The 22376-nt window shown below is 46.1% G+C and carries 25 protein-coding genes; 7 read left to right on the top strand and 18 right to left on the bottom strand.

Annotated elements, in window-relative coordinates; genetic code table 11:
• Positions 1 to 1638 (bottom strand): phosphoglucomutase (alpha-D-glucose-1,6-bisphosphate-dependent), encoded by a 1638-nt coding sequence (gene pgm / locus ACN0RF_RS02020; RefSeq protein ID WP_417437891.1) that lies wholly within the window; start codon positions 1636 to 1638, stop codon positions 1 to 3.
• The gene (locus tag ACN0RF_RS02015) at positions 1638 to 2120 is read right to left on the bottom strand and encodes a replication initiation negative regulator SeqA (protein ID WP_110013252.1); all 483 of its coding nucleotides are present in this window, start codon (positions 2118 to 2120) and stop codon (positions 1638 to 1640) included. The genes pgm and ACN0RF_RS02015 overlap by 1 nt, the downstream gene beginning before the upstream one ends.
• 106 nt (positions 2121 to 2226) lie before the next feature.
• Here ACN0RF_RS02015 and ACN0RF_RS02010 point away from each other — a divergent pair, with 106 nt between their 5' ends.
• The 5 genes from ACN0RF_RS02010 (at position 2227) to ACN0RF_RS01990 (ending at position 5463) form a co-directional block, all read left to right on the top strand.
• Positions 2227 to 3003: an alpha/beta fold hydrolase gene (locus ACN0RF_RS02010; protein ID WP_417437890.1), complete on the top strand. Its 777-nt coding sequence runs from the start codon at positions 2227 to 2229 to the stop codon at positions 3001 to 3003.
• A gap of 100 nt (positions 3004 to 3103) precedes the next feature.
• On the top strand, positions 3104 to 3319 hold the full coding sequence (locus tag ACN0RF_RS02005) for a DUF2788 domain-containing protein (protein ID WP_417437889.1): 216 nt from the start codon (positions 3104 to 3106) through the stop codon (positions 3317 to 3319).
• Positions 3320 to 3396: 77 nt separating this feature from the next.
• Positions 3397 to 3930 (top strand): flavodoxin FldA, encoded by a 534-nt coding sequence (gene fldA, locus ACN0RF_RS02000; RefSeq protein WP_011234721.1) that lies wholly within the window; start codon positions 3397 to 3399, stop codon positions 3928 to 3930.
• Positions 3931 to 3975: 45 nt separating this feature from the next.
• Positions 3976 to 4422, top strand: coding sequence for a ferric iron uptake transcriptional regulator (gene fur, locus ACN0RF_RS01995; RefSeq protein WP_417437888.1), 447 nt, complete (start codon positions 3976 to 3978; stop codon positions 4420 to 4422).
• 3 nt (positions 4423 to 4425) lie between these two features.
• Positions 4426 to 5463: a saccharopine dehydrogenase family protein gene (locus tag ACN0RF_RS01990; protein ID WP_417437887.1), complete on the top strand. Its 1038-nt coding sequence runs from the start codon at positions 4426 to 4428 to the stop codon at positions 5461 to 5463.
• On the opposite strand, the gene glnS is transcribed toward ACN0RF_RS01990, so the two are convergent.
• Genes glnS through ACN0RF_RS01960 form a run of 6 tightly spaced genes read right to left on the bottom strand, consistent with a single transcriptional unit; the run spans position 5450 to position 10322 of the window.
• The gene (glnS, locus tag ACN0RF_RS01985) at positions 5450 to 7135 is read right to left on the bottom strand and encodes a glutamine--tRNA ligase (RefSeq protein ID WP_417437886.1); all 1686 of its coding nucleotides are present in this window, start codon (positions 7133 to 7135) and stop codon (positions 5450 to 5452) included. The genes ACN0RF_RS01990 and glnS overlap by 14 nt on opposite strands.
• A gap of 48 nt (positions 7136 to 7183) precedes the next feature.
• The gene (locus ACN0RF_RS01980; protein WP_417437885.1) at positions 7184 to 8137 is read right to left on the bottom strand and encodes a biotin-dependent carboxyltransferase family protein; all 954 of its coding nucleotides are present in this window, start codon (positions 8135 to 8137) and stop codon (positions 7184 to 7186) included.
• On the bottom strand, positions 8134 to 8847 hold the full coding sequence (gene pxpB / locus ACN0RF_RS01975) for a 5-oxoprolinase subunit PxpB (RefSeq protein WP_417437884.1): 714 nt from the start codon (positions 8845 to 8847) through the stop codon (positions 8134 to 8136). The genes ACN0RF_RS01980 and pxpB overlap by 4 nt, the downstream gene beginning before the upstream one ends.
• A 25-nt stretch (positions 8848 to 8872) precedes the next feature.
• Positions 8873 to 9649, bottom strand: coding sequence for a 5-oxoprolinase subunit PxpA (locus ACN0RF_RS01970; RefSeq protein ID WP_417437883.1), 777 nt, complete (start codon positions 9647 to 9649; stop codon positions 8873 to 8875).
• A complete protein-coding gene (locus tag ACN0RF_RS01965; RefSeq protein ID WP_011234728.1) occupies positions 9646 to 10050 on the bottom strand; it encodes a hypothetical protein in 405 nt (134 codons plus the stop codon). The genes ACN0RF_RS01970 and ACN0RF_RS01965 overlap by 4 nt, the downstream gene beginning before the upstream one ends.
• Positions 10051 to 10061: 11 nt before the next feature.
• The gene (locus ACN0RF_RS01960) at positions 10062 to 10322 is read right to left on the bottom strand and encodes a hypothetical protein (RefSeq protein ID WP_417437882.1); all 261 of its coding nucleotides are present in this window, start codon (positions 10320 to 10322) and stop codon (positions 10062 to 10064) included.
• 76 nt (positions 10323 to 10398) lie between these two features.
• Between ACN0RF_RS01960 and ACN0RF_RS01955 the strand changes: the two genes are divergently transcribed.
• Positions 10399 to 10857, top strand: coding sequence for a hypothetical protein (locus ACN0RF_RS01955; protein WP_417437881.1), 459 nt, complete (start codon positions 10399 to 10401; stop codon positions 10855 to 10857).
• Positions 10858 to 10864: 7 nt separating this feature from the next.
• On the opposite strand, the gene ACN0RF_RS01950 is transcribed toward ACN0RF_RS01955, so the two are convergent.
• The 10 genes from ACN0RF_RS01950 to ACN0RF_RS01905 form a co-directional block, all read right to left on the bottom strand.
• On the bottom strand, positions 10865 to 11635 hold the full coding sequence (locus ACN0RF_RS01950; RefSeq protein ID WP_417437880.1) for an SDR family oxidoreductase: 771 nt from the start codon (positions 11633 to 11635) through the stop codon (positions 10865 to 10867).
• A 42-nt stretch (positions 11636 to 11677) separates the two neighbouring features.
• Positions 11678 to 12763, bottom strand: coding sequence for a phosphotransferase family protein (locus ACN0RF_RS01945; protein WP_417437879.1), 1086 nt, complete (start codon positions 12761 to 12763; stop codon positions 11678 to 11680).
• Positions 12756 to 14003 (bottom strand): acyl-CoA dehydrogenase family protein, encoded by a 1248-nt coding sequence (locus ACN0RF_RS01940; RefSeq protein WP_417437878.1) that lies wholly within the window; start codon positions 14001 to 14003, stop codon positions 12756 to 12758. Before ACN0RF_RS01940 ends, ACN0RF_RS01945 begins: the two co-directional genes overlap by 8 nt.
• Before the next feature lie 82 nt (positions 14004 to 14085).
• Positions 14086 to 14595 carry a GNAT family N-acetyltransferase gene (locus tag ACN0RF_RS01935; protein ID WP_417437877.1) on the bottom strand — a complete coding sequence of 170 codons (510 nt, stop codon included), beginning with the start codon at positions 14593 to 14595 and terminating at the stop codon, positions 14086 to 14088.
• A 71-nt stretch (positions 14596 to 14666) separates the two neighbouring features.
• Entirely contained in the window at positions 14667 to 15179 is a 513-nt protein-coding gene (locus tag ACN0RF_RS01930) for a hypothetical protein (RefSeq protein WP_417437876.1), read from the bottom strand.
• Positions 15180 to 15858: 679 nt separating this feature from the next.
• A complete protein-coding gene (locus tag ACN0RF_RS01925) occupies positions 15859 to 16986 on the bottom strand; it encodes a hypothetical protein (protein ID WP_417437875.1) in 1128 nt (375 codons plus the stop codon).
• 103 nt (positions 16987 to 17089) lie between these two features.
• On the bottom strand, positions 17090 to 17431 hold the full coding sequence (locus ACN0RF_RS01920) for a hypothetical protein (protein ID WP_417437874.1): 342 nt from the start codon (positions 17429 to 17431) through the stop codon (positions 17090 to 17092).
• A gap of 90 nt (positions 17432 to 17521) precedes the next feature.
• On the bottom strand, positions 17522 to 18229 hold the full coding sequence (locus tag ACN0RF_RS01915; RefSeq protein ID WP_417437873.1) for a hypothetical protein: 708 nt from the start codon (positions 18227 to 18229) through the stop codon (positions 17522 to 17524).
• Positions 18230 to 18348: 119 nt separating this feature from the next.
• Positions 18349 to 18789, bottom strand: coding sequence for a hypothetical protein (locus tag ACN0RF_RS01910; protein WP_417437872.1), 441 nt, complete (start codon positions 18787 to 18789; stop codon positions 18349 to 18351).
• 325 nt (positions 18790 to 19114) lie between these two features.
• Positions 19115 to 20959 carry a hypothetical protein gene (locus ACN0RF_RS01905; protein ID WP_417437871.1) on the bottom strand — a complete coding sequence of 615 codons (1845 nt, stop codon included), beginning with the start codon at positions 20957 to 20959 and terminating at the stop codon, positions 19115 to 19117.
• Positions 20960 to 21162: 203 nt separating this feature from the next.
• Between ACN0RF_RS01905 and ACN0RF_RS01900 the strand changes: the two genes are divergently transcribed.
• Positions 21163 to 22278: a DEAD/DEAH box helicase gene (locus ACN0RF_RS01900; protein WP_417437870.1), complete on the top strand. Its 1116-nt coding sequence runs from the start codon at positions 21163 to 21165 to the stop codon at positions 22276 to 22278.
• Positions 22279 to 22376: the final 98 nt, after the last annotated feature.

Genomic DNA, 22376 nt, shown 5'->3' with positions numbered 1-22376 from the left:
TTAGTCTGACAGCAGGTCATTCACCCAGGTGGTGGCCTGCTCCAGAATCTCATCTAAGTGTTGCTCGCTGACAAAGCTTTCTGCGTAAATTTTATAAACAGGCTCTGTGCCTGAAGGTCTGGCAGCAAACCAGCCGTTATCAGTAGTCACTTTTATCCCACCAAACTGGGCGTCATTCCCTGCCGCTTTGGTAGAAATATCAGACACACTGTCACCCGCCAGTTCAGGCAGCTTTACTTTGTAGGCACGAATGTCTTTAAAGCGCGCATTCTTTTGCACACTGGAAGCCGTATCAACGCGACGATAATAAGCCGTACCATGTTGCTGGCATAAGTCATCGTAATACTGGCCGGGGTTTTTACCGGTTTTCGCCAGTATTTCAGCCGCCAGCAGTGCCATGACAATGCCGTCTTTATCGGTCGTCCAGGTATTGCCTTTACGGTCAAGTAAAGTAGCACCGGCACTTTCTTCACCGGCAAACGCAATTGAACGTTCAAACAACCCTTTAGCAAACCATTTAAAACCCACCGGTACTTCCATCAATGGTCGCTCGTTTGCGCCCACCACGCGGTCAATCATGGCACTGGACACTAGAGTTTTTCCAATAGCAATACTGCTATCCCAGTCGCGGTTCTTACATAAGTAATCTATTGCCACAGACAAATAATGATTCGGATTCAGTAAACCGTGTGTCGGAGTCACTATGCCGTGACGGTCATAGTCCGGGTCGTTACCAAAAGCCAAATCGTAATTGTCTTTCAGCTCGAGCAAGCTGGCCATGGCAAAAGGCGACGAGCAATCCATTCTAATCTTTCCGTCTTTATCCAACGGCATAAAAGAGAATGTCGGGTCGACCACAGCATTACGAACTTCAATCGACAAGTTGTAATGCTCTGCAATTTGCGTCCAGTACTTAGCGCCCGAGCCACCCATGGCATCAACCGCCAGTCTCAGTTTCGCATCCTGAATAGCCGACATATCAATGCAATCATCAAGCTGGCTAATATACTGCGTGCGCCAATCAACAAAGGTTAGTTTCGGGTGCTGTAATACGTCTTCACTCTCACAGGTGTTCACGCCGACAAGTCCTGAAGACAGTAACGCGTTTGCGTATTTCTCTATGGTTCGGGTCACGTCAGAATCTGCCGGACCACCATGTGACGGGTTGTATTTAAAACCGCCATCTTCTGGTGGGTTATGCGAGGGTGTAATCACCACGCCATCGGCTTTAGCTGTGTTCTCACGGTTCCACTCAATAATCGCGCGGCTTAAAACCGGAGTTGGTGTGTAGTCATGCTCAGTCTGAACCTGAACCTCTACGCCATTGCCAATAAAAACATCTAACGCACTAATGTAAGCAGACTCAGACAGCGCATGAGTGTCTTTAGCCACCATAATAGGTCCGGTAATGCCCTGCTCCTCGCGATAAGCACAAATAGCCTGAGCAATAGCCAGAATATGCGCTTCATTAAAGGAACGCTTCAATGAACTGCCTCGATGACCCGAGGTACCAAAACTGACTTTTTCAGCCGCTTTGCGTGGGTCCGGCTCATAAACATAATACGCACTGGTCAATTGCGCTATATTGGTCAAGTCGCTGGCCTGCGCCAACTGGCCTGCTCGCTCGTGATCCGCCATTATAAAAAGTCCCTAATTTTTTCTGCATCGGCCGATTGATAACCCAGTTTTTCTGCTACCTGAGTCAGCATGGCTTTTTTCTTAGTCGTATTGGTATTGGTAATTACCCAAAATGGAGAGTCCGGAATCTGCTTCGGGTTCGTGCTGTTCCCCGATGTCAGTAAAGCTTCTTCTGAGCGGGCAAAATATTGACGATCACGACCGCGAATATCCAGCACTTGCGAAAATTCGCTCGGGTGGCAGCGGTACAACATGCTTAAAATATACAGAAAGCGCGCTACTACGCTTTTCTGAATACGCACATCCTGCTCATTCAAACGGTTAAAAACCGACTCAGTGAGTTCGCTTTTGCTGTCGGCTTCAGGTTCACTGCTATTCACGTCAAGCAAACGACGCAGAATATCCGATGCGCTCTCGCCTATTTGTCTGGTATGGCTTGCAATGTACGTGTATAAGTCATCGTCAATGTCAATCCGCTTCATTGTTGACTTTCTACCTCTAAAAATTGAAAGGTTGCGCTTTGTCACTTGCAACACCCCGACAAAGCCTTGAAAATATAGACCAAAGTTTATCACTAAAGGCAGTTCGATGGCAGACTCTTCATTGTTGAATCACGAAACATTAGGTACGGATAGCAATCCGGCTATCATCATTATTCACGGTCTGTTTGGCGATAAAGACAATTTAAAAAGTCTTGCCCGTGAACTGTCAGAAAACTACTACTGCATTTTGCCCGACGCCCGTAATCATGGTGAATCGTTTCACAGCGACAGCATGACTTACCCGGACATGGCAGAAGACATTATAAAACTGGCTGACTCGCTGAACCTGGAAAAGTTTTATTTAGTCGGTCATTCCATGGGGGGCAAAATAGCAATGGAAACTTGCATAAAAGCCCCTGAACGAATTCAAGCGGCAATATTTGCTGATATTTCACCCGCCGCTTACGACGGTACCCACGACAGCATATTAGACGCTCTTTCTAACCTGGACATAGACCAGGTAAAAAGCCGCGGCGACGCCGACAAACAGTTAGCTGAGACAATTTCGGAAAAAGGTGTACGCCAGTTTCTGCTTAAAAACCTGAAAAAAACTGACGACGGTTACCAGTGGCGACTTAACCTAAAAGCTTTAAGAGAAAATTATCAGCAAATTTCAGCGGCCGTCAGTAAAGGCCAATATGAAGGCCCGGTGCTTTTCATTAAAGGAGGAAGTTCAAACTACCTCACAGAAAAGCATCAACAAGATGTGGCAGCGCGATTTAGCAATGCCTCGGTAAAAGTTATTGAAGGTGCAGGCCACTGGCTACATGCCGAAAAACCCAGAATATTTAACCGGCTGGTCATTGAGTTTATAGCGCAGTAATCTCGCCACCAGCCCTGCTTTATGGTAATCTAAGCGCCATAAAAAACAGTCAAGACCGCATTAAGCATTCTTAGGTTAAGTACCAGCGAGGTTAAGCAGTATGTTAGCTGAGTATTACGAACAAATTGAAGTTCTGGCCACCAATTTTACGCTGGGCATACTATTCTTACTAATAGGCTTAGCCATTCGGGATGTGTTAAAACGTTCTGCAGTACCTAAATTTGGTCAGATTATTGTCTGGATGGTGCTCTTTCTTGGCTGTTTTGGTTTTATCGCTAAAGGTATTATTCAGGTGCTCTGGGAGTCCGGAGTTTAACCCAATTGATAATTTACGCCGCTGAATGACAATCCATTCAGTACTGTTTATTCGTATAATCAGGTGAAAATTGACTTATGGCAACTGTTGGAATTTTCTTTGGAAGCGACACCGGTAACACCGAAGCCGTCGCACAGATGATTCAGAAAGAGCTTGGTAAAAAGCTCGTTGATGTAAAAGACATCGCCAAATCCAGTAAAGAAGATATTGCCAATTACGACTTACTATTGTTCGGTATTCCGACGTGGTATTACGGCGAAGCTCAGTGCGATTGGGATGACTTTTTCCCCGAACTGGAAGAAATCGATTTTACGGACAAGCTCATTGCCATTTTTGGCTGTGGCGATCAGGAAGATTACGCTGAATACTTTCTTGATGCCATGGGCATGGTTCGTGACATTGTTGAAGCTCGTGGCGGCATTATTGTCGGGCACTGGCCTACCGAGAGCTACAATTTTGAAGCCTCTAAAGGCATGGCCGACGACACACATTTTGTCGGTCTGGGCATAGATGAAGACCGTCAGCCAGAGTTAACCAAAGAACGCGTTAGCAAATGGTGCCAGCAAGTTTATGAAGAAATGTGTCTGGCAGAACTGGCAAGTGACAGCTAATACAGGGTATGCTGTTATACATGTTTAACTGAGATACGAATTATTATGGCGAGTAACGACGAACAGCTGAAAAAAGCAGGACTAAAAGTCACTTCCCCACGGATGAAGATTCTGGAGATTTTGAAAAAACCAGATAATCAACACATCAGTGCCGAAGATGTCTATAAAATACTGCTGGAACAAAAAGATGAAATTGGCCTGGCTACCGTTTACCGGGTACTAAACCAGTTTGATGACGCTGGTATTATTACTCGCCACCACTTTGAAGGTGGGCGTTCGGTATTTGAGTTGAGTGCAAAACACCACCACGATCATCTGGTGTGTTTGACCTGTGGCCACGTCTTTGAATTTGAAGATGACGTAATAGAAGAGCGTCAGGAAAAAGTAGCCGCAGAAAATAAAATTAAACTGACTAACCACAGCCTGTACCTTTACGGTGAATGTCAGCGTGGTGAAGGCTGCGAATACAAAGCTGCCGCTGAGGCAGAATAATATATGGCACTGCGCTGGCTCATTTACGGTGCATACGGTTATTCGGGCAAACTGATTGCCCATCAGGCTAAAAAACGCGGTTACCAACCTATTTTAGCCGGCCGTAACGAAAACGCCCTTGAGCCAGTGGCACGCCATTTAGACTTTCAATACAGGGCATTCTCGCTCGACAGTATTGATGAAGTTCAAAAGCAATTAGAAGACGTAGACTTAGTCATTAATTGCGCCGGCCCATTCAGCCAGACCGCCGTTCCCCTTATTCAAGCCTGTATTGATACCAAGACCCACTATTTAGACATTACCGGCGAGATAGACGTATTTGAATACGCTCACTCTATGGACAAAGCCGCGCGCGAAGCCGGCATTGTCATATGTCCGGGCGTTGGGTTTGACGTTATTCCCACCGACTGTATTGCCGCGCGACTCAATGCCCAGATGCCGGAAGCAACGCACCTGGCCTTAGGTTTCGATTCAGGTTCACGCATGAGTCGTGGCACAGCCAGAACCAGCATAGAGCGCTTAGGTCGTGGTGGCGCAGCCCGTATTAACGGGCAAATTACCGATGTTCCGCATGCCTGGCACTCTCGCTGGATAGATTTTGGTAATGGCGAAAAATATGCCATGACCATTCCCTGGGGCGATGTCTCTACCGCCTACTACACCACGGAAGTACCCAACATTGAGGTTTATATACCGGCCAGCCCACGCTCAGTGAAAAAGATGCGCCGGATGAACTGGTTCCGCTGGGTATTTAAGTGGAAATGGGTTCAGGCTAAGTTGAAGAAAAAGCTGGAATCACAGCCTGCTGGTCCTGAAGAAAAAGAACGGAAGAATAACCCGACTTACGTTTGGGGTGAAATCAGCGATGCCAAAGGCAATAAGAAAAGTATGCGGGTAAAAGTGAAAAACGGCTATTCGCTAACTGCCGAAGGGGCTGTTGAGGTTGCTATTCATACCTTAAGCCAGAAACAGTCAGGGGGCTTTTACACCCCCTCACGTTTGTACGGCGCTAAGCTACTGGACCAGTTTAAGATCCAGTAGTTTGTTCCTGTTCTATTTTCGCCCAGCTGTCACGTAAACCAACGGTCTGGTTGAATATTAAACGGCCTTCAGTCTCAGCGTCCTGATCCAGACAATAGTAGCCCAGACGTTCAAACTGGAAGTTCTCGCCCAGTTTCGCACTCGCTAAGTTAGCCTCCACAAAGCCTTTTTTAACAATCAAAGACTCAGGGTTAAGAGTTGAGAACAAGTCTTCCTCGGCTGCCGGGTTAGGCACCTGGAATAAGCGGTCATACACGCGGAATTCTGCTTCTTTTGCGGTTTCTGCAGACACCCAGTGAATAACACCCTTCACCTTACGACCATCCGCCGGGTCTTTACCCAAAGTGTCGGCATCGTAATGGCAGTAAATGGTCTGAATTTCACCGTTTTCGTCGGTTTCTACCCGATCGGCACGGATAACGTAGGCATTACGCAAACGCACTTCTTTATCCAGCACCAGGCGCTTAAACTTCTTGTTAGCTGACTCACGGAAGTCTTCCCGTTCAATCCAAATTTCGCGACTAAAAGTCACCTGACGCGAGCCCATTTCAGGATCATTCGGATGGTTCGGCGCATCCAGCAGTTCCTGTTCGCCTTCAGGGTAGTTTTCAATAACAATTTTTACCGGATCCATCACCGCCATAGCGCGTGGTGCATTGGCGTTCAGGTCATCACGAATGCAGGCTTCCAGCATGCTCATTTCTACCTGGTTATCCATTTTGGTCACACCAATACGGCGACAGAACTCACGAACTGACTCTGGTGTATAACCACGGCGACGCAAACCAGCAATACTGGCAATACGTGGGTCATCCCAGCCACTGACTTTGTTTTCGTCAACCAGCGTATTAATAATGCGCTTACTCATTACCGTGTATTGTAAGTTAAGGCGCGAGAATTCAATTTGCTGTGGATGGCAGTCAATGCTGATGTTATCCAATACCCAGTCGTACAAGCGACGGTTGTCCTGGAATTCCAGCGTACACAGTGAATGTGTAATGCCTTCCAGTGCATCCGAAATACAATGGGTAAAGTCATACATTGGGTAAACGCACCATTTATCACCGGTCTGGTGATGGTGTACAAAGCGCACACGGTAAATAACCGGATCGCGCATACACATAAACGGCGAGCTCATATCAATTTTTGCCCGTAATGCCGCGGTGCCTTCTTCGTGTTTACCTGCTGTCATGTCAGCAAAGTGCTTTATGTTCTCTTCCACAGAAGTATCACGGTAAGGGCTGTTTACGCCCGGCTCTTTCAGCGTACCGCGCATTTCGCGCATTTTATCCTGCGAACTGAAATCAACGTAGGCCAGGCCTTTTTCAATCAACTCAACCGCATACGCATGCAACTGATCAAAGTAATTAGAGGAATAACGCGGTTCGCCTTCCCAGTGATACCCAAGCCACTCCACGTCTTTTTTAATGGAGTTCACATAGTCCACTTTTTCTTTCAGTGGGTTGGTATCATCAAAACGCAGGTTACAGGTGCCGTTGTAGTCTTCGGCAATACCAAAGTTCAGCACTATCGATTTGGCATGGCCAATATGCAGGTAACCATTCGGCTCCGGAGGAAAACGGGTGTGTACAGTTGCGTGCTTACCACTGGCCAAATCTTTATCAATGATTTGACGAATAAAATTACTGGGACGAGAGTCAGTATCTGCCATGAACCTTTTGTCTCCGCTACAAAATCAACACCGGATAATATGAAGCGGCTATGATCGCAGGTTATCGCCAGCCTGACAAGCTAAGCGAACATTAAAAAACTGATAAAAGCGGCGCAATTGCTGCTGTGCAACTTTACCCTCAATGCGGGTAAAACGAACGGTCTGACCCGGCTGGCATTGTGCCAGCCGGCCTAAATCGAACGGGTTAATGGTGCCCAGTTTTGGGTAGCCGCCTAAGGTCTGGCGATCGTTCATCATAATAATAGGCTGGCCATTTGCGGGCACCTGTACAGACCCCACATTCACGCCTTCAGACACCAAACCCTCACCGTTATATTCCAACGCTTTACCGGACAAGCGAATGCCCATGCGGTCGCTGTCTTTAGTCACTTCGTAATCTTCGTAGCAGAAAGCTTCTCTTGCAGACATGGGAAAGGCGTCGTACTGAAAGCCCGGTATTAAGCCAATAACCGGAGTTTTCTGATAGTCGGATCTGTAGGCCCAGCCCACGCGCCGCGATACCTGATAATTCTGCTCATTAAAACTCAGTTCGTCACCCGCTTTTAAAAACGAGCCATCACCGTGCAGGCCGCCGACTGAGTCGCGAGTAACGGTTGCACAACTGCCCCACTTAGGTTCCACCTGAAAACCACCCTGCACCGCTAAATAGGCTCTGACACCAGCACTGGCGTACCCCATTTTCAGGCGTTGACCCGCGCGCACTTTAAAGTTTTGCCAGGTATTTAACACCTCGTCGTCCAGCGTCAATTGAACGTCAGCACCGGTCACAGCACACTGGCAGTCTCGGTCAAATTCTACCTCAAAGCCACCCAGGGTAATTTCTATTTGAGCGGCATTAAAATGGTTACTCAGCAACCGATTAGCCCATAAAAACGCGTGTTCATCCATAGGGCCACCACGGGTCAGGCCTTTCGACAAATACCCAAAGCGCCCAAAATCCTGAACGGCTGAGCGCATACCCGGCTCAATAATACGCATCATGACAAGGCCTCCGTGTCGCCGCCTTCCTCAATAAACTGCTCTTTACTTACCGCGTAAAATTCTACTTCATCGCCTACGTTCAGCGGGCTGATAGTCCCCGATGACGGGTCATATAGCTGGGTGGAAGTACGGCCAATAATATTCCAGCCTCCGGGCGATGCTGACGGATAAACCGCGGTCTGATTTTCAGCAACGGCAACACTGCCTGCGGTAATGCGTTTTCTGGGGTTATCTAAACGAGGCGTTCTGATCTTCTCACTTACTTCACCTAAATAAGCAAAGCCCGGCGCAAAACCCATGGCGTGCACGCGGTACGTTTGCTCGGTGTGTGTTTTTATTACATCATCCACAGAGCAGTTGTTCATGTCAGCAATGCGGGCAAGGTCAGGCCCGACACTTTCATCATAAAAAACCGGAATGCGATGCATCTTGCCACTCTGCTCGTTAATATCAGAGTTGAGGTCAGCTAAAGCTTTACGCAAGCGTTCACGTATTTCAGGCTCGTCAATGCTCAGCACGTTGTAGTAAACCATTAAGGAGTTATAGGACGGCACTAAATCCAGCACAACATCAGACAGTTGGTCTTTTACTGCCTTAACCGCAGCCAGAACACGCTGGTTAACTGACACGCTAATGCCCTCGCCTAAATAGACTATAACGGCATCGGCGCCGGCTGAAACGAGTTTTGGAAAATCAGACTCTTCTTTCATAACTGAACTTTAGTCATTCCTGAGTTTATTTGTTAGCTTCCCGAACAATACTCCGCAGCTTCTCTACGGTTTCTATCGCTTTGGGGTTATCTCCGTGAACACAAAGAGAATCAATTTCAATTTGCAGCGACTTGCCCGACACGCTCTCAATAGCACGGCCTGTCGCAAAAGCCTCAGCCTGAGCATACATAGCTTCAACATCACCGTGCACGGCGTCAGGGTTACTGCGCGAACGCAACTGACCATTGTCGTCATAAGCGCGGTCGGCAAAACCTTCAAACCATAATTCAACACCAAACTGCTGCGCGCGGTGGCGCCAGGCATCATTTTCGGGAGTTGCCATAACCATCAAGGGCAGGGGTTCATGTCTGTCGTCCTGCAAAGCGGCAATGGCCTGACAAACAGCATCGAATTGCTGACCGTCGCTTAACATGTCGTTATAAAGTGCGCCGTGTGGCTTCACATATTTCACTTCGGTTTTCTGACCGGCACAAATGCCCTGTAACGCCCCCACCTGATACTGAATTAAAGCGGTGACTTCATCAGGTTTTAATGCCATATGACGTCGACCGAAACCAACGAGATCGGGGTACGCAGGATGCGCGCCTATTGTCACGTTATGCTGCTTAGCTAACTTGATTGTTTTCAGCATAGTTAGAGGGTCTGACGCATGAAAACCACAAGCTACATTAGCGCAGTCGATGTGCGGCATAATTAAGTCATCAGCGCCCATTTTCCAGGCACCGAAACTTTCTCCAATATCGCTGTTTAATGTAATTCTCTGGCTACTTTTACGACTCATTCCTCACCTTTTTCCGATTTTCTGGCTTCAATGTCTCCCATTAGCTTAACCAGACCCACGGCAAATAAATACAGACCAACACCTACGGCGGCGAGTTGTAACGGCGGCAAGCAAAGCACCACCAGTTGATGTTTCACAAATACCGCTGCTGCACCAGTGAGACCCATAGTCGTTATTGCGCTGGCAACTAGGGTAACAGGTGCCATCCAGGACAGCAGCCAACGGAATTTTAACAGCGCGCAAAGCCCGCCAATGACTAAGCCCCAGGCAACAGGAACACCCAGTTTGTACCAACTCAGATTAAAGTTCGCAATTAGCGTAATCAGCTCTTCCTGCTCTGCGGTATAAAAGAACAGACCCACCGCGCCGGCCAAAATAACAATTCGTTTTGCTATATTCATTAATTAGATTCCTACATGAACAGACTGATAATAAAGAGGATAATAGCTATAATCGGGATCCAGATAATTGGAGACTGATACCATTTCAAAATGGGTTTGTCCGTGCGGTTAAGCGACTGCAAAGTCGGCTGCTTATACAGCCAGATAATACCAATTAGCATCAGAACCGCGCCGGTTAGCCTAACAGGAGTATCGTTGTCACTGACCACACCCAGAACGGCCAAAAGCAAGCCCACAATAAGAATCAGTAATGCCAAAACACGTTGCCACATACTTCCCCCAAATCATTGTTCTTATAATTATTGTCTTTATACTAAGAACTTATACTGTATCAGGTTCTGGAGCCATATGTTAAAGCAAATTCTTATCTGGTTAGGCGCTTCGGCCGTCACCCTTCTCGTCATTTTTGTCAGTGTTGTTGTGTACCAGTACACCGCCATGGAGCCGGAGTTACCGCATGAAGATGAATGCGACATACGCCAACTGGAAACCAGTGAAGACGGCGCGCTGGAGGTTCATAGTTACTGGTGCGAACGGGGTGAAAATCAAAGTTGGCAGGGCCACGAAATTTGGCTGCACGAACCACAACCTGATAAATGGCAGCGCATTATGACCACAGAACACGACGGCTGCATTAAACTGGAACTGGCGGATCAGCGGCTGGAAATAAACCACGATGGCAAGCGCGGCGACATGTTTTTAGTCGAACCGGTATTTTTGTTTAACGATGCACAAGGCGTCAGCCAGTCTCTGTCGGTGCAGGTGTCTACCCGTGGCGACGCCGTGTGCTCTGACTCTGGTGAATAACCGAAAGTTAAGCCAGCTTTAACACCCACTTTAACGGTAAACGCTTCATTAAAAACGCCATTAATGCCCAGGGCCAGTAAGGGACATACGCTTTCACTGGCTCTTTATTAATGGCTTTTGCTAATAAGCGACAGCCGGTTTCGGTGTCCACCATAAAAGGTGTGTTTTTCACCTTCTCGTTAATTTCCGAACGAATATAGCCCGGGTAAATAGTCGAGACTTTTATTGGGCTGTTGCTGCCGTAGGTTTTCATTAAGTCTGCACGAATGCCTTCCGTTAATGATGCCAACCCAGCTTTGGTAGCTGCATAAACCGTCATAGCCCGCGGCATACCGCGGAAAGCACTCATGGACGAAATAGTCACCAGGTGCCCCTGCTTTTGCTCTCGTAGAATTTCCATAGCCGCTTCACACTGCGCCAGCGCGGCTACGAAGTTGGTTTCAGCTGTAGCTTTGTTCGCTTCAAAGTAGCCAGTGCCAAGCGCCGCACCTTTACCCATGCCCGCATTAATAATAAAACGGTCAACTTTCCCCTGCTCTTGCTTAAACTCCTGAAACACGCGGAATACGTCTTCATGAGCATTTACATCCAGGGTTTTAATGCTCACTTTTATGCCGGAATACTTTTCTTCCAATTCGGTTTTTAAGGCTTCCAGCCGGTCTAGCCGACGTGCGCACAGGCATAGGTCTTTACCCTGAGCGGCAAACTCGCGAGCCATACCTTGCCCCAGACCAGAGCTGGCACCGGTAATTAAAATGGTCTTCCTTTCTTGAGACATTATTGAGCTCTCTTTATTGTTATTGTTTTTTATTCGTATTTTTTAAGCTTTGGCAATACGACGGCGGCAACGCCACAGCAAGTAGTTCACCAAAAACCAGAAGTTCTTAAAGGCTTTATTGGTGGTTTGCTTATGGTGGTACCGATAATAAATTTGCTGGGCTATCACCGCTAAACGGAATAAACCAAACACTTCATAAAAGGCAAAGTCCTCTACCTTAGTACCGGTGCGTTCACAGTAGTAATCGATAATTTCTTTGCGGGTCAGCATGCCCGGATAGTCGCTCGGCTGGCGTTTAGTCGCACGCGCCACTTTGTCATCGCCCGCTTCAATCCAATAAGCCAGCGAATTACCTAAATCCATTAACGGATTGCCTAAGGTCGCCAGTTCCCAGTCCAGAATACCGATAATGTCGGTTGGGTCATCCGGGTTGAGTATCAGGTTGTCTAAGCGAAAGTCGTTGTGAACCAGACAAATTTTCTCGCTTTGCGGCTGGTTCTCTTTAAGCCAACGCATAACCGAACCCGCGCCGAATACATTCCAGGTCTTTGCTTTTTCATAACGGCCACACCAGCCACTTACCTGACGCTCGGTGTAACCTTTACCTTTGGCTATTTTGCGTAGTCCGGTGCTGTCTAAATCCACCTGGTGCAGCTTTATCAGTTTATCCAGCGCGTTCGTGCATAACTGCTTCGCTTGCTCAGAGCTTAACTCCAGCCCTTTTGGAAAGCGTCGGCGCGGAATAATGCCGGTCACGTGCTCCATCACATAAAACTCAGCACCAATAACCGACTCGTCACGACAATACGCCAGCATTCGGGGCACATGAGGAAACGCCGGTCTCAGGCGTTTTTGCAGACGGAATTCACGACCCATGTCATGGGCTGACTTGGCCTTTGTGCCGTCTGGTGGGCGACGCAGCACCAGTGCCAGGCCGTTGTAATCTAAACGGTAAGTCCAGTTCGACACACCACCGGTATATTGGGTAATACGCAAAGCACCTCGGTCTTCGGGTAGCTCGTCACCAATGTGCTCCGCCAGCCAATTATCTAATGCCTCTACGGGCAAAGTTTCTTCTTCGCGTACGTCACTCGCCTGATCGACTACGGCGGATGATGGATCAGTCATTAGAGCGCCCTTTCCATTGTTTTTCCCACTGTTTTAACTCTGTTTTAGCAATAGTCGCACGGTGCACCGCGTCGGGTCCATCGGCAATGCGCAGCGAACGCGCAACGGTTAATAAGCCCGGCAGTGGAGTGTCATGACACATAGAAGCACCACCAAACAGTTGCATGGTTTCATCCACCACTTTTTGCAGGACACTAGGCGCCACCAGCTTAATGGCCGATATTTCTTTAATGGCTTTCATGGCACCAACGTTATCTATTTGCCAGGCCGCGTGCAGTGTCAGTAACCTTGCCTGATCAATGGCTACACGTAAGTCAGCTAAGCGCTCGGTGTTGCCTCCCAGCTTCATTAACGGTTCGCCAAACGCAATGCGAGATACGCCCCGTTCAATAAATAGCTCCAGCGCACGCTCAGCCGCACCAATAGCCCGCATGCAGTGGTGAATGCGGCCCGGGCCTAAACGCCCCTGGGCAATTTTAAAACCCGCACCAGGGCCAACAATGATGTTCTCTTTCGGTACGCGCACGTTATCGAACACCACCTCGCCATGGCCATAAGGAGCGTCGTACTCGCCCAGAGCAGGTAACATACGCTCAATATTCACGCCCGGCGTGTTTAACGGCACCAATACCATGGAATGGCGATGATGTTTGTCGGCGTCCTCGTCGGTCAGACCCATAACAATGGCAATTTCAGCGTCCGGGTGACCTAAACCTGTACTCCACCACTTGCGGCCATTAATAACCCAGTCTGAGCCGTCGGCAACAATGGTGGTTTGCATATTGGTGGCATCGGAAGACGCGACATCGGGCTCGGTCATACAAAACACCGAGCGAATGTCGCCGTTCAAAAGCGGTTTTAACCACTGCTCTTGCTGCGGGTCATCACCAAAGTGATAGAGCACTTCCATATTACCCGTGTCAGGTGCGTTGCAGTTGAAGACCTCGGGTGCTAACAGGCTGCGACCCATGCGCTCAGCTAATGGCGCATATTCCAGCGTGCTTAAACCAGCACCAAGCTCTTCGTCCGGCAAAAACAGGTTCCAAAGCCCCTGCTCTTTCGCCATTTGCTTAAGCTCAGCCACCCGCGGTGGCACCTGCCATTCACGCCAATGCGGCGTGCTGTTCAGACGATAATTCTCTTTCTGATACTGGTTTTCATACGGCTCAATATGCTCGCGCATAAAGGCATCTAACCGCGCTAAGTAGTCCTTTGTTTTCGCACTGTAGGAAAAATCCATAACACCCGCTCCCAGCCAACGTTAAACAGCATTGTAGACATGAAAGGGCTGGTGGTACAACCAGAGTTGAGGGCGCTGCGGCTTATAAGCTTCGGTATTCGTATAAATTATTCTGAGAACGGTACAATTCTATTGTCTCTTTGAAGCTGAAACCAATTGCTTCCAACAGCTTATTTGATCTGAGGTTGTCGGGGAGAGTGACAGCAACGACCGTATCGAGTAAACAGGTTTTAATAATGGTTTTTAGCGTATTTTCCGCCGCTTCTCTCGCGTAACCTTTACCGCTGTACTCAGGCAAAAAGGCGTATCCTAAATCCGGATTTTTCAATTCTTCTCGTTTCAGTAAGCCACACATTCCAATCGGAGTGTTGGCTCCTTTTAAGCAAACCAAGTTCAACCCAAAATCATGCTTCTCATAGCTGACCATAGGGCCTTGTTTAAGATAATTAATTGCGTCTTCGTGCGTACGAACGTTTTTATCGGCTATGTACCGGATAAACAAGTCATCGTTGAGTAACCGAATAATAAAAACAGTATCGCTCAACTCAAACTGCCTGATAACCAACCGCTTAGTTTCACAGACTACTTTCATATGAATGTTTTCTCCGGGCTCATAGGGTGGCTTACTTGGCTTATTTTCATGAAGCTTTTTCGTATCTACCGTTATTGATAACCCGAAAGAACTTCCCAGTTATCCTCAAACTCAGCGACGTCTTTGATATTGAGTATAGCTTGCGGTGAAGCCCCGCCCCTAGGACGGGGGTAGTCATGCTTTTCCATGAAAGCCACGTACCTATCGACAATTTTCTTCTTGATATCACGCTCAGTACAGATAAAGAATCTTGCTCCACTGACTTCCGAGTCGGGCAGCCGCACCAAAATCCAGATCAAACTGGGGTGCTTGAGAGGTGTCAATTCCCCTAGCATTTGACGGTTACCCTCTTCGATACTGTGATTGCACCACTTATCGATTGTGGACTGAACCAGAGCTCCCCTAGTACTCGCTTTAACCTGAACAGGAAACGATTTTAGCGATTCGGAATGCACGGCTGTAACATCGAACCCAGGCACATTCCCAGAATACGGAGAAGCATAATAACCTAACGTACCCAGTACTGCCGACACCAGATGTTCGCCAACCTGCCCTGTTAATTTATTTGATGTGCCTGATGCCATAATATCGTTCTAACTCGTAGCCTAAAGCCGAGCTCAAGGGCGTCTCTAATAACACGTCCCATCAAGCGACTTGTTGGACGGTAGTTTTGCAATGCATACCTCATGAGAATTTTTTACGGAGTCGTGATTTCGCCTAATCATAGCCTGGAGGTATGATAATCGAAGATGCCCTTCAATCAATTGATATGGCTCCATCATAAAGCGGCCTCGCTCTCGTGGGTGCACTACGCTTCCAGCATCAACCGCAGCAATTATTGGCGTGGGTGTAGTCCCATGTCTTAACATGTAATCTCCTAGCCATGTTGAACGTCTGAAATTTCCATCGAGCAAGTCATTTCCCCAGTAACTTAGAGTATTCGGCCAGTCACCAACATGACTAATCCTCAAGATTTCATCGGACGGCATAGAAATTAAAGAGTAGTCCCACTTTAAAGGCTCCAGTATCAACCAATCTTGTAGGTCATTCCAATGACGATGAAACCAAGACTCAATTATTATGTCTGGGATACTGTCGAACTCCTGACCTAACCTTGCTCGATAGGCTGAAAATTCTTCTACTTGCCATGAGCCATGACCTATCGGTTTAGGAATATTCATCCGCTACCTCACTGCCGTACAATATTCGCATTTGCGGCTCATTTAGGGAGCAGCGGAAAACCAGTCCGATAAAATGCGCTTGTTAGCATTGCTGTAAAGCTTCTGCATCATTTTCTATGATCTGATTTCTAATATCGGACAATCGAATCGAATGCATTCGACCGCCGACATCGTGTGTATGCAGCGCATATGCTAGGCATTTGCGGCACATTAACCAAAATGCTTTATCTTCTTTAGAGGTTTCATCATTAATCAGGGTGACGTTATCAAATAATTTTAAAAAGCACTTGGCTAATTTTTCGATATGCTCAGCATTACCTTTTTGAATTCTCGTATCATTAAGTAATTCAATTTCTCCCCAGAAATGCCCCACACCATTTTGGCACCCTAAGCTAGCGACCAAGTTGATCACTTTCTGAGTATTAACAATATAATGGGCTAAATACTCTAATGAATTTAGCTTCCCGTTGTCATGCTGATAGTCTGTTATGGTATATGTTTCTTTATTGTCTTTTTCATTCATCCCAAAAGATAATGAATGACCACCCCAAGTTTCACCTTCTGGCTTAATTTCAGTTCTAAAGCAACATTTTAATCTATCAAACCAAGGACATTTTTTACCAATTACCTGCCTTGTCGATGCCCATAAAATAAAATCTACAACTTGTAACCCAGGATCAGACTTAGAGCATATTTCAAAATTTAGAATTGGATAATACGTTCTGATATAAGGGTGAGTATATTGGCTTTTAAAAAGGTCTAGCCAAAGCGAATCCCACCACTTCTCAATATGTGTTCCAGTAAGATCGTTTCGTTCTTCAAAGACGAACGTAACCTCTTCACTTTCAGATAAAACACTTAGCATAGATAGTTTAGAAGCTAGATCGTAAGCCTCTTCTGTATTCTTAAAATTGTATTCCTTGGTTTTAAAGTAGTGAGAACTAAATTTACCGACAATATTATGATTAATTGAGCTGCAAAGATGAGAGTGCCCGTTTTGGCTATCATCTGCAGCATGAAAATATTCCCGATCCAAAGTTCTGCCGTCGTGTTCTTTAAACTTCTCTTTGTCTATATCAGGATCGGTTCTCAAATTATTTAGAGCTTCAACAATTACTAAATTTTCAATGCGAGATTTTGTGATAAGGCTTGCATATCCACTGTACTCATCATTTTCACCAAATGTTGTTTCGTCTAAATATACATACATATCGTTTACTAAGATCCTTGTAAGGTGCTAACGCCCGCAATAACCGACGCTAGATACGAGCTTCCAGCGCCGCAGGCGCGTAGTTAATTACTTGGTTATGTCTTTATTCACCATACACTTTTATTAGGACTTCAAGCGGCAGATACTTACTTTGGGTATCTTTCCTAATCAGATAGTCACCATCAGAATCGACTTCGGAGATGGTGTCATCAGGGTCCATCTTAGAAAGTGACTTCTGAACGCCATTTATCATTTCCTCAAAGGCCTGCTCGGCATTTCCTCCCTCGGTGAAAGGACCGAATACTGCTGCTCCCGGAGGAGTAGGGTCAAGACTGAGCTCGCTAATCAAGCACTTATACAGGTCGCTGGTTCGCTCATCCAAATGAACATGCAGTTGGCGACCTTTAGCGGTGGTAATGGTGATCAACTGATATGTAATCATCAAACTCTCCTTGAGACATAACGCCCGCAGCACGCGCAGCTTTGTAGTGAAGGCGAAGCCGCAACGAAAAAGCTGTCGCTGTGCCTGCGATTGTTAGCTTGCAACTTTGTTAACTATGGCGTTCAACGCACTTCCACGAACTTTATTGAACCCTCCATAGTAGGATGGGTGATACATACGAATAGTTTTCGTAGGTAAACTATCAGAGCTAACTCTAGCCAAAGCCCTTTTATTGACTGTGGAGTCGGCTAAGTGAAATTCAGAATCATTAAAGTGATGTTTTATATCACCATCTCTATTTGGCCCAGTTAGAAATATTACAATATCTGGGTGAAAGGCTTGCACTTCAGAAGCAACCACCGAGAATGCAGCTCGCTCTACGGAGCGAGCTTCTTTACTCACACCTGTTTTCCCCTTAGATTTTCCTATTTTGTTAATATTATTCCAGCTGAAATAAATTGACTTCTCTGGGTGTGCTTTTTGGAGATGCTTTTCAAAGTATCTAAAGGCTTTCCAAAATGAGCTTTTTCCATAACCTCCGTAAAAGTTCTTCTGACAGAAAAACGTGTCATACATAGCGACAACGGCTTCAGGAGTGTCAAGCATTCCAAATTGATCGCCCCACCCCTTTGTTTCCTGACCGAAGATCATAACCTTTAAATCGGATTTATTTAGTAAGTCTTCGTCGAAAGCAATCAAAAATGGATTTGTGTATTGGCGACGATCCAAAGGCTCGAGGCTAGATTGAAGGCTCTCCCACTTTTCTCTATATAAGCTTTGAATCTTTTGATTAATACTCATACCGATCCTTGCGAGCTAACGCCGTTGTAGCCGGCAAAAAATTGTTGGCTAAAATGTGAAGCGAAGCGTAACAGCCAACAAGTTTTTTGTCCGCGTTTACGACCTTGTTAGGTGGTAAATTAACCCATTATTGTTTGAATTAGCTTATCCAAATCTATTTTTGATGCACCATCAATCACATTTGTTAGCCATGTGCTTGCTGTTGCGACATTAGCTATATTTGCTAACTTTTGGCCTATTGATGAGTTAGCAATAAGTTTAGACCTTTTCTCTGAATTTTCACATTTAGCTATATCACCAACTTCTTGAGCATACTTAAACCTTTCAGCAGCCGTTGCCGATTTAAGTATTTGTAAGAATTGCTCATCTAATTCGCCAGCAACGATCCCAATGCCATTATCAGTAAACTTAGTGGTTTTCATGTCAACTTCGACACCTTCCCCCAATAGCATTCCAATTCCATTTTTCTCAAAGTGACAACCTTTCATTGAAATCGTTGGACCTTTAGTAGGAGGTCTAACTTTCTGGGTTTTCTTCTTAAACGGCAAAATTTTGGACATTTTGGTACTCCAACTAAATGTATGAATATAAGACTACACAAGCCACCTAACATTTATATATTGAGCATACTCATTCTTTACCGGCTTACTACTACGCGTAAAAAACACTAACTAGCTGATAATAAATAATTTTATTGGTTTTTAAAGCCGGTAATTGAAAAAAGCAAATTAAGCATGCTCGTTTGAATCGCCACTATTTTTAGTATGTTATTGATTCTAAAAAAGTTAATTTTTCAGTACAACCACAAACAAGCAGCCTTGCTAACACCAAGTGTGCCTAGCCCTCGCGCACTCATTCAAGCTCGCCTACAAGCGTTACGTGTTCCTAAATATTCTTAGCAATCAAATCCGCTTTCAAAAGCCCTCCTTTGGTAAACAGCTTGGCTGAGAATTTAGGGTTTCTGCGCGACTTGTAGGCTTCCAGTATTTTCTTCAAGCCAGCGGCTTCCAACAGTGAAATGTTCACTTCGGTATCCATCTCCGCAGACTCAACAAAGTCATTGGAAAAGCTGGGAGCGACGATGAGTACCTGGGCAACGCGTTTACCTGCTGCTTCGCAGCGCGTGACGTAAGCTTTTACCTGTCGGGATGTAGTAGAGTATTTTGCGAAATCCCCTTTCTTAGAGGTTTTAGCTTCGCCGATAATAATATCGTCTTCACTTAACGATAGCAGGATGTCAGCTTTGTCTTTGGCTGTGTTGATGTCGCGGCGTAAATCCTCGTCAACCGTTAAGCCAAGTTCCTCAAAGATAGCTTTGGTTACTTCCTCAAACTTGACGCCAATATCAGCTTCGGCTATATCAACATTCTTTTGCTTCAACGCAGCTAAATCCCTTTTTGCCAAGGCTTCGTAGTTCTCGACCAACTTGTCTGTCGCATCGGCGAAGCTTTCTAGAATCATTTGTCGAGGATCGCCGCGACGCGTAATACCCATGTCAGACTTCAAGTTCTTCACCTGCTCATTCGATAGCATAAATAAGATGTCGTATGGCGTTATGGCAAGAGCTCGTAACTTCTCAACGTCTATGTCCTGATTAGGTTCAAGCTCAAACTCGTCTTTTAGCATTTTCGGTAGCACCGACATATGCTGACTTAGTGTTTCAAATAACGACTTGTAGCCCGTCGCTGAAAGAATATTGAACTCATGCTCTGCTGAAGAGTTCAGCGCCCCAATAATTAAACTGCAGCGTTCCTCTAAAGTTGTTCCAAGTTTGTCCAGCGAGAGCTGCAAATCATCAATAAGTGACTTCAAACGATCCTTCTTCTCAGTAACGCCTTGCTGTTCTCCATGCATATCCTTACTAAGAATCTGACTTACCGATAATCCCATTTTAAAGACAGTTTCAATTTTCTCATCGCGACTAACACCACGAATGCGCTTGTCATGGCTTTTCAAAATATTCGATAGCTCAGCATCGGCAAATGTCCGGAGAATTCTTAAAAGGTGTTTATCGGCGAGCTCTTTAGATTGAATGCGGTGTAGCAACGCGACAATTTCATCAGGCACGTAAACGGTTTGATGCTTTTTAGAGACAAAAACAATACCGATTTCACGAAGTTGATTCAGACAGTCTGAAACACCCGTTTTAGGAATAGGGTCAATTAAGTGTTCAATGGCAACTCGGTTATCAGCGGTAACATCAAGTTTCTGAGCAAGAACATTTAGTATTCCACGCTCTTCATCGGTGATTTTACCTTCTCGGTTCGAGCGTTCGTCATTATGGAGAGCTTCATACAAACACGCGTAGTAAATTCCCAGCCGTTTAGGTTCGTCATAAACTTCTGTTTGTTCAGCCTCAACGAAAACTGATTTTAAACTTTTAGCTTGAGCATCAATTTGCTTCCATTCTTTTTCATACAACTGCTCTATCCAGGAGACTCGCGCGACACAGTTCCCGTCGCGACTAAGTATATTCACCAAGAGTGCGGCTTGAGCCCCACTGAGTGCTAATTGCGATTTAACTTCTTTTTGAAATAACGACTGCGCAAGCTTAAATAATTGAGTGACTTCACCACTGGAAGCATTTTTAATTTGACCATCAATATTCTTGAACTGTTTCGCCACCTCTTTGTCGTGCGAACTGGCTTCCGTACATATACGATCAAGAAAATTAATGAACTTAGACTTTTCAAATTGGTTAACGGTAGATAGGACATTGGAAAGTTTCATTACATGCCGTTCCCTGGTTAGATTAATTATCAACCAATTAAACTACTCTTTTACAACAATAAAGCAACCCAGATATAAAACATTTAACTTGAGCGAGAACCTCTATTGAACTCACGCCTTACTCAAGAGTTAAATGGAATGCAGCACCTAGGGCTCTCAGGTAGAATGCCAATAATCATCACCATTTAGTTGCTTATTAATACATGACTTTTTCTGATCTCGGACTTTCTTCTGAAACTCTTGCTGCCCTTGCACGTCAGGGTTACGGCGAGCCTACTCCCATTCAGGCTCAGGCTATTCCTTTGGTGCTTGCAAGGAAAGACGTCATGGCGGTGGCGCAAACGGGTACGGGAAAGACAACCGCTTTTACCGCACCGATTTTAGACATTCTCAAAAGCAACGAGCGTGCAAAGGCAAACACAACTCGCGTACTCATTTTAACGCCGACTCGCGAATTAGCGGCTCAGGTGGGTGAAAACGTTGCGAACTTAAGTGCGGGTCTGCCACTGAATTATGCGGTGGCGTTTGGTGGTGTGAAAATTAATCCGCAAATGATGAAGCTTCGTAAAGGCGTGGATATTCTGGTCGCCACTCCCGGCCGCTTGCTGGATTTATACAAACAAAACGCGGTTCGCTTCCCTAAGTTAGAAGTGCTCGTATTGGATGAAGCCGATCGCATGCTCGACATGGGCTTTATTCACGACATAAAGAAAATTATTAAGTTACTTCCGGCTAAGCGCCAAACACTTCTGTTCTCGGCTACCTTTTCCGATGACATTCGTACGCTGGCTAAAGGCTTGCTGAAAAGCCCGGTAGAAATTGCCGTGGCACCACCCAACTCCACAGCCGAGCCTATTGAGCAAACAGTGTATGAAGTACAAAAAAGTCAAAAGTTAGGGCTGTTATTAAAACTACTGAAAAGCCTTAACTTACCCCAGGTACTTCTGTTTTCGCGCACCAAGCAAGGCGCAAACCGGTTAGTCAAACAGCTGGATAAAGCCGGCTTTCTGGCAGCGGCTATTCACAGTGCCAAAAGCCAGGGTGCCCGTATCAAAGCATTGGCTGACTTTAAAAGCGGCAAAGTGCAGGTGCTTGTCGCCACCGACATCGCATCACGCGGCATCGACATTGAAAAGCTGCCGTACGTTATCAACTACGACCTCCCCTACGTTGCGGAAGACTACATACACCGTATTGGTCGCACTGGCCGCGCAGGCCAAACCGGTCATGCTATATCGTTGGTAACGGACGAGGACGCTGAAGCGCTGAAAGCCATTGAAGAGCTTATAGGCGAGAGGATTCAGCAGCATGAGTTGTAGAGCATTGCCAACGTCACGCTCACTGGAACGATTCAGCCTAAAGGCGAGACAGTAAAAAGCATAGTACCAATAGGTACCCAGATAAATCAGAGAAATAC

The sequence above is a fragment of the Idiomarina sp. genome (assembly GCF_048260185.1).
Classification (GTDB): domain Bacteria; phylum Pseudomonadota; class Gammaproteobacteria; order Enterobacterales; family Alteromonadaceae; genus Idiomarina.
This window is presented reverse-complemented; position numbering and strand designations above follow the sequence as displayed.